General features: G+C 52.6%; 9 protein-coding genes. 3 read left to right on the top strand and 6 right to left on the bottom strand.

Annotation, left to right across the window (positions count from 1 at the left end; genetic code table 11):
• Nucleotides 1-187: 187 nt before the first annotated feature.
• Both PFH44_RS21415 and lldD read left to right on the top strand, forming a co-directional pair.
• A complete protein-coding gene (locus PFH44_RS21415) occupies nucleotides 188-1,108 on the top strand; it encodes a LysR family transcriptional regulator (RefSeq protein ID WP_283826083.1) in 921 nt (306 codons plus the stop codon).
• A 409-nt stretch (nucleotides 1,109-1,517) separates the two neighbouring features.
• On the top strand, nucleotides 1,518-2,699 hold the full coding sequence (lldD, locus tag PFH44_RS21410) for an FMN-dependent L-lactate dehydrogenase LldD (protein ID WP_283826082.1): 1,182 nt from the start codon (nucleotides 1,518-1,520) through the stop codon (nucleotides 2,697-2,699).
• An 84-nt stretch (nucleotides 2,700-2,783) separates the two neighbouring features.
• Here lldD and PFH44_RS21405 read toward each other — a convergent pair whose 3' ends face one another.
• From PFH44_RS21405 to PFH44_RS21390, 4 genes are all read right to left on the bottom strand, one after another.
• Nucleotides 2,784-3,110, bottom strand: a complete 327-nt coding sequence (locus tag PFH44_RS21405) for a hemagglutinin repeat-containing protein (protein ID WP_283826081.1) — start codon at nucleotides 3,108-3,110, stop codon at nucleotides 2,784-2,786.
• 178 nt (nucleotides 3,111-3,288) lie between these two features.
• Nucleotides 3,289-3,954, bottom strand: a complete 666-nt coding sequence (locus PFH44_RS21400) for a DUF799 domain-containing protein (protein WP_128878856.1) — start codon at nucleotides 3,952-3,954, stop codon at nucleotides 3,289-3,291.
• Nucleotide 3,955: 1 nt separating this feature from the next.
• Nucleotides 3,956-4,312 (bottom strand): DUF4810 domain-containing protein, encoded by a 357-nt coding sequence (locus PFH44_RS21395; protein WP_283826080.1) that lies wholly within the window; start codon nucleotides 4,310-4,312, stop codon nucleotides 3,956-3,958.
• 12 nt (nucleotides 4,313-4,324) lie between these two features.
• On the bottom strand, nucleotides 4,325-5,002 hold the full coding sequence (locus PFH44_RS21390) for a CsgG/HfaB family protein (RefSeq protein WP_283826079.1): 678 nt from the start codon (nucleotides 5,000-5,002) through the stop codon (nucleotides 4,325-4,327).
• Between the two features lie 573 nt (nucleotides 5,003-5,575).
• On the opposite strand from PFH44_RS21390, the gene PFH44_RS21385 reads away from it, so the two are divergent.
• Nucleotides 5,576-6,022 (top strand): SymE family type I addiction module toxin, encoded by a 447-nt coding sequence (locus PFH44_RS21385; protein ID WP_283826078.1) that lies wholly within the window; start codon nucleotides 5,576-5,578, stop codon nucleotides 6,020-6,022.
• Nucleotides 6,023-6,088: 66 nt separating this feature from the next.
• Here the strand turns inward: PFH44_RS21385 and PFH44_RS21380 are convergent, their stop codons facing one another.
• Together PFH44_RS21380 and PFH44_RS21370 are read right to left on the bottom strand one after the other, a co-directional pair.
• Nucleotides 6,089-6,472, bottom strand: a complete 384-nt coding sequence (locus tag PFH44_RS21380) for a DUF6911 family protein (protein ID WP_283826077.1) — start codon at nucleotides 6,470-6,472, stop codon at nucleotides 6,089-6,091.
• 1 nt (nucleotide 6,473) lies between these two features.
• On the bottom strand, nucleotides 6,474-9,868 hold a 3,395-nt coding region (locus PFH44_RS21370), incomplete at its 5' end, for a hemagglutinin repeat-containing protein (protein ID WP_463671561.1).

Raw genomic sequence — 9,868 nt, 5'->3', positions numbered from 1 at the left:
GCGGCCTGAATGCGGGCGGAGAGCTGCGCAGGCGCAACGCCTGCATGCAGCGAAAATGCGGGAACCGACATGAGAAATTCCTTTCATCAGTGAACGTTCCCGCCATGATAGAAACGCGGCTATTAAAGAAAAAGTAGGGTACAGTTCCTGTCTTAGCGGAACTCTATGTCCGCAATGGAGGAGTGAAGTGGACAACCTTAACGGCTTCATGGTGTTCGTACGGGTCGCCGAAACGCGCAGCTTCGTCGCGGCCAGCCGGCTGCTGGGCGTTTCGGCATCGGCCATCGGCAAAAGCGTGGCGAGGCTGGAAGAGAAGCTCGGCGTGCGCCTGTTTCACCGCAGCACCCGCAGCGTGACGCTGACGGCCGAGGGCACGCTGTTCCTGGAGCGCAGCCGGCGCATTCTTGCCGAGATCGAGGCGGCGGAGCTGGAGCTGTCGCAGGCAACGGCAGCGCCGCGCGGCCGGCTGCGGGTCAGCCTGCCCGTGGTCAGCTCGCTGGTGCTGCCGGTGCTCGGCGAGTTCATGCGCGAATATCCGGCCATCGAGCTGGATCTGGACTTCACGGACCGGCTGGTCGATGTGATTGAAGAAGGTTTCGACGTGGTGGTCAGAACGGGAAATCCCACGGACTCCCGCCTCTCAGCGCGGAAGCTGGGCCACTTCAACTCGATGCTGGTCGCCTCGCCCGAGTACCTGGCGCGGCGGGGGATCCCCAACGTGCCTGCCGATCTGCTGGAGCATACCTGCCTGCACTACCGCCTTCCCCACACCGGCAAGCTGGAGCCGTGGGCGCTCCGGCAGGCCCCCGGAGACCCTGAGCTGCAGATCCCCACCTCAATGATCTGCAACAACATCGAGACGCGGGTGTGCTTTGCTCTGCAAGGTCTGGGGATCGCCTATCTGCCGGAATTCGCGATTGCCGAACCGCTGGCGGATGGCCGGCTGCGTAGCATTCTGGCCGATCGGGTGGAACGCGCCGGCGTCTTCCACGTGCTCTGGCCCGCCAGCAGGCACCCCTCGCCGAAGGTTCGGGCGCTGGTCGATTTCCTCTGCGCTCGGGTATTTCCGCCCGCCAGCGCCGGGGAAAAAATCAGCAGCAGAGGCTGAGGCTAAGTGCTGATCCGAGGCTCCGGCCGCGGCTCGTGAATCATTTAAATGACCGGCAATCCTGTCGGTTAATAGCCGTGCCCGCCGCCTGGATCACCATCCAGGCCGCTCGATACCATCACGTCCAGCCCCCATAGCCAAACCATCCGGAATGTTCACCAGTACCTCATCAATGATGGATTGAAATCGCGGAACGAGATTGTTATATCCGTGCCGAATGATTGACAAAAAATGAACGCATTTTTACCAGAAATATTTCGTCAGAGAAATCCACAGCATATAACAATAAGGCTATTCCCTTTCTGCATGACGGGGATTCTAAAATTTCATTTTCCTCCTTATTTTATTGGGCTTATAGTTTTTCTGCCTGCAGAACATCAACTTAGTTAAGATAAATAAGGAAAAGAAAATGATTGTTTCAGCACCCGGCGATTATCGTGAGGCCGCCCGTCATCGCCTGCCACGATTTTTATTTGATTATATTGACGGCGGCGCGGTGGCAGAAAATACCATGAACGCGAACGCCGCTGAACTATCCTCAATTGCGCTTCGTCAGCGTGTGCTTTGCGGTGTTGGCGATCCGACGCTCGCGACCAATCTCCTTGGAACGTCCTGGGCAATGCCGATAGCGCTAGGCCCCGTCGGAGCCACTGGCATGTATGCTCGCCGCGGCGAAGTCAAAGCGGCACGCGCCGCCACCAACGCTGGTATCCCTTACACTCTTTCCACGGTATCAGTGTGCTCTATTGAAGAAGTTGCACAGCATGCCTCCGGTGAGCTCTGGTCACAATTGTATGTGCTTAAAGATCGCGGTTACATGCGTAATGCCCTGGAACGCTCATGGGCCGCAGGCATGAAAACGCTGGTTTTCACCGTCGATATGCCCATCCCCGGATCGCGCTATCGCGATAACCGTTCCGGTATGTCCGGACCTCACGCCTCCCTGAGGCAATATCTGCAAGCCTGTACCCATCCCCACTGGGCCATGGACGTTGGGCTGGCTGGTAGGCCCCTGTCATTTGGTAATATTGAAGCCTACACCGGGCACAAAATGACGATGGACGATTATATGGGGTTTATAAGCAATAACTTCGACCCCTCCATTGCATGGCACGATCTGGAGTGGATACGAGACAGCTGGAAAGGGAAGTTGATTATCAAGGGCATTCTTGATCCTGAAGATGCCAGGAATGCCGTCCGACTGGGTGCTGACGGTATCGTAGTTTCTAATCACGGAGGCAGGCAGCTTGATGGCGCCGTCCCGACAGCCAGGGCGCTGCCCCGGATTGTGGATGCCATCGGGGATGATCTCACGATTCTTGTCGATTCTGGGGTGCGTTCCGGGGTGGACGTTATCCGGATGCTTGCCCTTGGCGCTAAAGGGGTACTGCTGGGACGTTCATATATTTACGCGCTGGCGACGGCAGGAGAAGCCGGCATAGCCAACCTGCTGCGCCTGTATGCTGAAGATATGAAGGTGACGATGACCCTGACGGGAGCAGCATCACCGGCGGATGTCCGCGCTGACTGCCTCGACCGTTTAGAGAAAGAGATGGCACAGGTAAGCAGGACGACGCATTCCGGACGATAGCTGAGCGCAAGACCGAGGAACTAAAGCCCCCTGCCGACCAGAGCGGAGCTGAAGCTTAGCGCGGCAGGTCGCCAGCTAAAAAGTTTACTGGCGTTCAGAGAGAATGTTATCCGGGGATAACACTACCCGAATAGTGTTAACGTTAACGGTTTTCTTTTTCGAGTGCGAGCTGCTGCCAGTCACGGACTCTTCCGCCAGCAGATTGACGTCGTGTCCGTCCTGGATACCGACATTCCCTTCTGTCGCGATACCTGCCGCCGGGCTGGTAACGTCCCGCGCGGCAACCAGCGTCACGTCGTCGCCCGCTGAAATCGTGGTTCTGTCGGCGCTGCTTTGATGGCTTTCGCTGCCGCCCGTGCGGCTGGTCTGTCCGTTGCCCGCCGCTTTCAGGTTCAGGTCATTGTCAGCCACCAGCTGTGCGGTTTTACCCGCGTCGATGGCGCCCGCCGTGACGTTCAGGTCGTTGCCTCCTGCATCACCGCGTTACCGCCCTTACAGAAAGCACTAAAAATGCAACAGACCGCTGTTAATGTATTTTCAAAAAGGTCACCAAACCTTTGGTGACCCTGACCGTAATACGCAGTTGATTTTACAACTGTGTTTTATTGTAATTTGGCGAACGAGGACCATACAGCAGACCACCGTTTGAGCCTGCGCTGAACATACGTGCGCCAGTAACCTCTGCAATATCATGAGCTTTATCAATTGATGAATTAGCAATTTGTGTGATGACTGCCGTCAGCAAAACGCCAATCAATCCCCCACCACTATTTTTCTGACCTTCATTGCTCGATGCCGTTGCCCCGCCAGTCCATAACTCTTTACCAGTGCGGGAATCCACCAGACGTGCAGTTGCTGTCACTCGTGTATCGCTATTCACAACCTGATAAGAGGTACCGTAATCGGTAATTGAGATATACATCACTGCATCGGCACCAAAGGTATCGTGCAACTTTTTAAGCGGGACTGAGCTGATATCATCCGGGTTAGTCACGCCGTTTTGTTTAAATGTTTCACTCACAACCGCAACAGGGAAGACATAGTACCCGGACTCAGCCAGTGGCATAGTAACAACGCTAAGCAAGCTATTGCTGGCATTGACATCCGGTGACTGATTTCTGGGTGGCAATACCAGAATACTGCGCGGCTTACTCTCCCTGAATGCAGAATAGTCAGTTGATTTTTTATTCCCGGTGCTACATCCCGTTGCTAACAGTGCCAGAGCAAGAGTAAAGAATGCGAATAATCCTTTCATGTTATTCTCCTTTTATTTTTTTGGCTTTCAGGAAGTGGATATAAGATACCGATTCCGGATATTTATTTTCTTCTGCATTGAACTCAGCCATTGCCAGGTCCGCATTACCGGTATTACCGTAAAGCATTCCCAGTTGAGCATGGACACCTGGTGGAACCGGTTTATTATTTGCCTTCGACCGTTCAACCAGTTTCTGCAAGGTAGCGATTTGCTCCTGCGGGCTGGTTTCATTGGTGTAGAAATGATAAACAGAATCCTGATAGCCATCCCAGTTATAAATTTTTTGTGGAGATTTTGCTGCACAACCAGCCAGTATTAACACCACGGCGCAAAGCATTACCTTATTAAATTTTTTCATTTTTAATTCCTTTTAATTAGTGTTTCCTGGATTCCAGGAGCCATTTCCAATAGCAGTAACCAGATTATTTACAGATTCCCGGATTGCCAGATCCAATACTTTTCCGTTTAACGTGGAGTCGTAACTGGCGGTACCACCAAAACCAAGAATTTCACGATTCGACAGCTCGTATTCCCCGGCCCCTTGAGTCGTGAACACCACTTCGGACGTTTTGACATTGACGACGTTAAGGGCCACTTTGGCATATGCAACCTGCGATTTACCTCGACCTAAAATACCAAACAGAACTCTGTCGCCAGTTTCTTTACGACCAAACTCGGTTACGTCTCCCGTAATAACATAGGTCGCACCTTTCAACGCCTGGCCTTTGCCACTGATGTTCGCTTCAGTTTTGATCTCATCCATATTGGATCGAGCCAGGACATTAAAGCGACCTGTTTGTTGTAGATGGGTGACCAAAATTGTTTTCGACTGATTACCCAGTCGATCCACGCCATCTGAAAATATGCCATTCATATAGCTTGAGCGGTTATCGAATTTCCCAACCGCTATAAGGCTACGCTGCCCCTGCCAGACCGTTTGCGCTGTTTCAACTTTAGCGACCTCAACAGAGCGGGAAGATTCCGTAGCACAGCCCACCAGAAGTAAGGCGCTTAAGCAGAGAGAACCTGCTATCATCTTTTTAATCATGTATATGATTCCTTTTATACATTAATGAGACAAATCTTTATCCACTAACATTAGTGATGTTACATTGTGGATTTTTCCAAACTTGTTTTAGTTCGATGAGTTGTAATAGCTAAAACCTCCTCATGGTTTATTTAATTAAATGGGTCTTTTCCTGCAAACTTAGCAGTAGAGTTAACTCCAACACCAATTGCGGCATTTGCTGTCATACCTTTCACGTCCGGCGATAATCGTGGTGTTGCCGCCGCTGGCGATTTCCGTGCCCTGCTGGCGTACGGATTCATAGATAACGGTTTTGTTGCTACTGTGGCGATCAGCATTTAAATGAGCAATTTAAAATGCAACGTTACATGAATCGATAATATTTTCTGAAGCGGCCTCTAACATATTAATATTGCTCATGCATCCAGTGCTGTAATTTTATTCACCAGGGTATAATGGACGCAGCAAAGCAACCGAAAGACCGCAACAGGAAAATCGATAAAATAGAAAACTCTGATTATTAAAGAGCGCGACATGAAAGTGCTACCAACACTTCCATGTCGCTGACCACAGACAACTAACATGGAGTTGAATATGGCTGACACTGATTCTAAGCCAGGAAACACTATTGCCAAAACACATTCGAAATTTTTGGCAGGTAATACAGAAAAACATGAGCCAGTACGCAAAAATAACGATCGTAGCTTGCCTAAAAAAGCAGAACCCAAAGTATTAAGGGATATGACGGTCAGCTATGTCAGCATTCGTCATTACGATCGTAAAACTAACAGAACTAAACGCTACACCCGAAGCGCCAGCCTGCGCCTGAACGGCACCTGGATGGAAGAAGCCGGGTTTACTACAGGCACCAAAATTGATATTCGCGTGATGCCGGGATGTCTGGTGATCACTGCTCGCCCAACCGTCACTCCTCTAATGCAAGTATTCAATAAAGCCAAAGAATTACCAGAATCTGAGCAACAGAAAGTTATGGCATTTTTGCAGGGCGTGATTGCTCGGGTGGAACTGGAAAAACTTTGAGTTCGCGGGCAAGCATCCCGTCCGGTTATAAAATAAAATCCCGGCTTGATAGCCGGGATGCATGCTCTAATTAAGAAGATCTTTTGATACATTACCAGTATTGAAAAAGTCTTTGAATACTCGGACTACAAAATCAAAGTCTTTTATAAGTTGACGTTCAGACCAACGATCACCAAGTATCATCATTCCGACATCAGGTTTAGAAATATCACTGCAAGTCCTTACTTGATATTCGTCTTCGACAATTTCACCTAACGTTATCAGGTAATAACCGCTTTCAGTTCTGACTTGTAACATTTCCGCGCCATGATTTATATCACTCAGCATATCAAGAGTCAGGGAACCTTCTTTTCCCCGAAGTTGTTCCAACTGGTTTAGTATGTCGACCCAGTTTGATACTCGGTAATTCCCACCATTCCCATACAATGTCCAACTCATTTTGAAGTTCATCTTAATCCCTAACCTTAAGAGACTTCATTCCAGGCTGCCAATAAAGGACAGTTCCCGTTGACTCTTCATAAATTGTTAGCGATTTCAGCCCCGCTTTATCAGCCATAGCTGCAATGTCGCCGCGACAATAACCACATATAGGTTCTTTAGATACGCTCATAGTCATATCACGTCCTTGGGACATACCCTTTTCATAGGCTTGCTGGATGACCCCCACCTCAGCATGCGCTGTAGCCATATTTCCATTAGGGAGAGGTTTGTTTTGCTTATCTATTTTAGCCTGGATTCGCCCGTCGATCAGCGTTGGTTTATTCACATCTGCCAAGTTGGAAGGCCTTGCTCCCTGATTGGTATCAGTGAATTTAGCCCCATCAACATTTCCTTTTGCCACGACCTTGAGATTCGCGTCTACAACTTTACTGAGCTGTTTAGCTGCTGCTGAACCCAACACCGGAGTTACCGAAGCAACAATAATATCCATGCCCTGCTTCGTTTCTGCATAGCCCTGAGCCGTCTGACGATCCACCCCCAGTATATCCATTGCATACTGCGTCAGTGCATCCTTCACCTGCTGCTGATTTTGTGCATCAACGTTTGTGATATTCAGCAGGTTCACTATCTGCCCGTAAGCATCTGCGTATTGCTGGCTAACCTTCGAGTTATAAGGCCCGGTTTCATATTCACCTTTGGCCGCTATGACCTCCAGCCGCGCACTCGCACAAGCCGCACTCCCTGCCGCACCGTTACCACAGGCATCAATAACCTTCTTATCACTGGCAATATTTTTTTCACGTAGATCATTGATAGTCTGCTGTGCTTTTTCACGTTCGGCTGGATCTTTACTGGTGAGTTTCAGCTTCGCCAGCTCAAGCTCTGTCTTCTCTGACACGCTAAGGAAGTTATTTTCAACCGCATTCTTCCCTGCCGAGGCCCCGGCCGCAGCACCTGCAGTATTCCCACCCGCAAGGCCTCCTGCAATACCTGCCGAGATACTCGCCAGAGAGCTGATGGTTTGCTTCTGGTCTTCTGTCAGTGTCGACAGGTCTTTCACATCAGGGTAATAAATTCCCGCAATGGCTTTGGCAATCAGTTCACCCGATGCAGCTCCAGCAGCGCCTGCCGCCGCGCTGTTCCCCTGAATGGCCGCAACCGCCCCACCGAGAATGGCATGGGCGATAGCGTTAACGGCTGCGTTACCTTCCGTTGGCCCCTTCAGCAGATGCGCCAGCTCCGGTGCCGAAGCCCCGGCCAGCGCACCCGCTAAATTACCACCCGCCAGGCCCTGAAGCGCTGCCGTTGCTGCCTGGATACCACGCTGAATATCGCTGCCGGTGCCATATTTTTCCTGCTCCTTTTTGTATTCCGGCGTATCACGCAGATTCGCAAGATATTCCTGGCGCTCTTTTTCCGTCGCATTCGCCGGAAGAGATCCGTATTTATCCTGCGCAGCCTTCAGGGCATTCAGCTCCCCCTGCGTCCGGGCAATATCCGCCACCTGGCCGCCGATATCGCTGATCATCCCGATTTCCTTCAGGCGCTTCTGCTCTTTCTCCTTATCGAAGATCGGGCTGATGCTGTCGTTGGCGTGTTCAGTGTCGCGGCTCAGGTTCGCCACGTCCTGCTTCTGGTTGTCCTTGTCGCGGATGGTGATGATGCCGTTCGCGATTGCCGCCTGCGTGGTGCCTTCCGCATGACCACTGTTGCCCGCCACCGCAATCATCCCGCCCGGCATGTTGCCTTTGAACTGGTCACCGAAGCTGCCCGCGCCGCTGATGCTGATGCCGGTGTGCTGGGTTTTGAAATCCGCTTCGTTATGGATGTCCGTGAAGCCCAGCGTTCCGGTATCCAGGCTGTTTTTATCTGCCGTGGCCGTGGAAGCAATGACTGCGCCATCAAGCTGGGTGTGGTTGCCAACCGTGATATCGAAACCACCATCACCGGCGAACATTCCGGTTTGTTCGGCAACGGAGTCAAAGCGGCTCTTCATTTTGTCCTGGGAGGCAGAGATGTAGCCGGAGCCCGTCATGCTGCCGAAGGTGAAGCTGCCGCCCGCCGCCACGCTGGTCTGCTTGCTGTCGTATTTGTTGCTGTCCTGCTGGCTGCTCATCAGCAGGTCGTGGCCCACATCGGCGACAATTTTATTGCCGTTGACCTGCGCCCCATTGAGCACGGTGTCGTTTCCGCTCTTAATGGTGATGGTCTTGCCGCTGTCGATGGTGGTTTCAGTCCAGTCGGTACCGTTGCCTTTGTCCTTGCCTTTTGCCGCGTTGACGTTGGCAAACACGCTGATACCGGCACCTTTACCTGCACCAATACTCACGCCGATACCACCGCCGCTGCTGCTGTTCTTGCCGCTGGTCTGCTGGGTGTTGGCGGCGCCGCTGAGAATGACGTCGTTCTTCGCGTCCAGCAGCGTGTCGCCGCCCGCTTTCAGCTGGCTTCCGGCAATCACGATATCGCCTTCACCCTTTTTGCCGTTGGCGGTAATGGAAAGATTGTTGCCCGCGTTCAGGGTGCTGCCCGCCACCGCATCGCTTTCGGCATGCTGCTGCGATTTAGATTTCTGCGTGGTCAGCGAGAGGCTGACGCCCATCGCGTTCGGGTCGGCCGTCAGGTTAGCCATGTCCGCCGCCTGACCAGCCTGAACGCCGGAGAGTACCGTTTTGGTAGCCTGAAGGGCTTTGAGGCGTCCGTCGCTCTCCTCTTTGGTATCCTGTGCCGACGTGACGGCATTGTTAATCGCGCTGCCGACGGTGCCCGAAAGCGCCAGCGTCAGCCCGCTTTTCTTCTGCTCGAAGGTTTCATCGCGGGTGCGCTTGTCATGGCCCGGATCGATAATGACGCTGCTGCCGCTGAGGCTCATGTCCTTCCCGGCAATCAGGTCTGCGCCGCCAATGTGCGCCTGATTTCCGGCAGCGATAACCACGTTACCGCCCGTAGAGCCGACGGTGCTGAAGCTCTGGCTTTGCGTGGTGCCCGCTTCACGCAGGTCATGGGTGGATTTGCTGCTGCCGACGGTGATGCCGATACCACCGGTGCCCATCAGGCCGCTCTTTTTGGTCTCCTTAAAGCGCCAGGAGGAATCTGTGTTGGTGGCCGCCACGATATCGACGTTGTTACCTGCGCCCAGCGCCACGGTGTTATTGCCCACCACCGCCGAGCCCTGCACCAGCAGGTTGTTACCCGCCTGCACGGTCACGTTATCTCCGGAAAGCAGGGTGCCTGCTTCACGGGTCGCGCTGTCTTCCTCGATGGTGTGGGTCGTTTTCTTGCTGAGGAACCCTTTTTTGGTCTTCGTCTCTTCCCTGAAGTGATAGTCGCTTTCCGTCGCGGTGGTCAGGTTCACGTCGCGGCCTGCCGCCACGCCGATATCGCCGCTGGCGGTTACCCTGTCGG

It is taken from the genome of Klebsiella sp. Ech2A (assembly GCF_030078455.1).
In the GTDB taxonomy this organism is placed as follows: Bacteria; Pseudomonadota; Gammaproteobacteria; order Enterobacterales; family Enterobacteriaceae; genus Klebsiella; species Klebsiella terrigena.
The sequence above is the reverse complement of the archived record's forward strand: the minus strand, read 5'-3'. Positions and strand labels throughout refer to the sequence as shown.

Excerpts from the sequence above, each read along its gene's own strand:
- lldD (WP_283826082.1), top strand. The coding sequence starts at position 1,518 with ATGATTGTTTCAGCACCCGGCGATTATCGTGAGGCCGCCCGTCATCGC.
- PFH44_RS21400 (WP_128878856.1), bottom strand. The coding sequence starts at position 3,954 with ATGAAAGGATTATTCGCATTCTTTACTCTTGCTCTGGCACTGTTAGCA.
- PFH44_RS21395 (WP_283826080.1), bottom strand. The coding sequence starts at position 4,312 with ATGAAAAAATTTAATAAGGTAATGCTTTGCGCCGTGGTGTTAATACTG.
- PFH44_RS21390 (WP_283826079.1), bottom strand. The coding sequence starts at position 5,002 with ATGATTAAAAAGATGATAGCAGGTTCTCTCTGCTTAAGCGCCTTACTT.
- PFH44_RS21385 (WP_283826078.1), top strand. The coding sequence starts at position 5,576 with ATGGCTGACACTGATTCTAAGCCAGGAAACACTATTGCCAAAACACAT.
- PFH44_RS21380 (WP_283826077.1), bottom strand. The coding sequence starts at position 6,472 with ATGAACTTCAAAATGAGTTGGACATTGTATGGGAATGGTGGGAATTAC.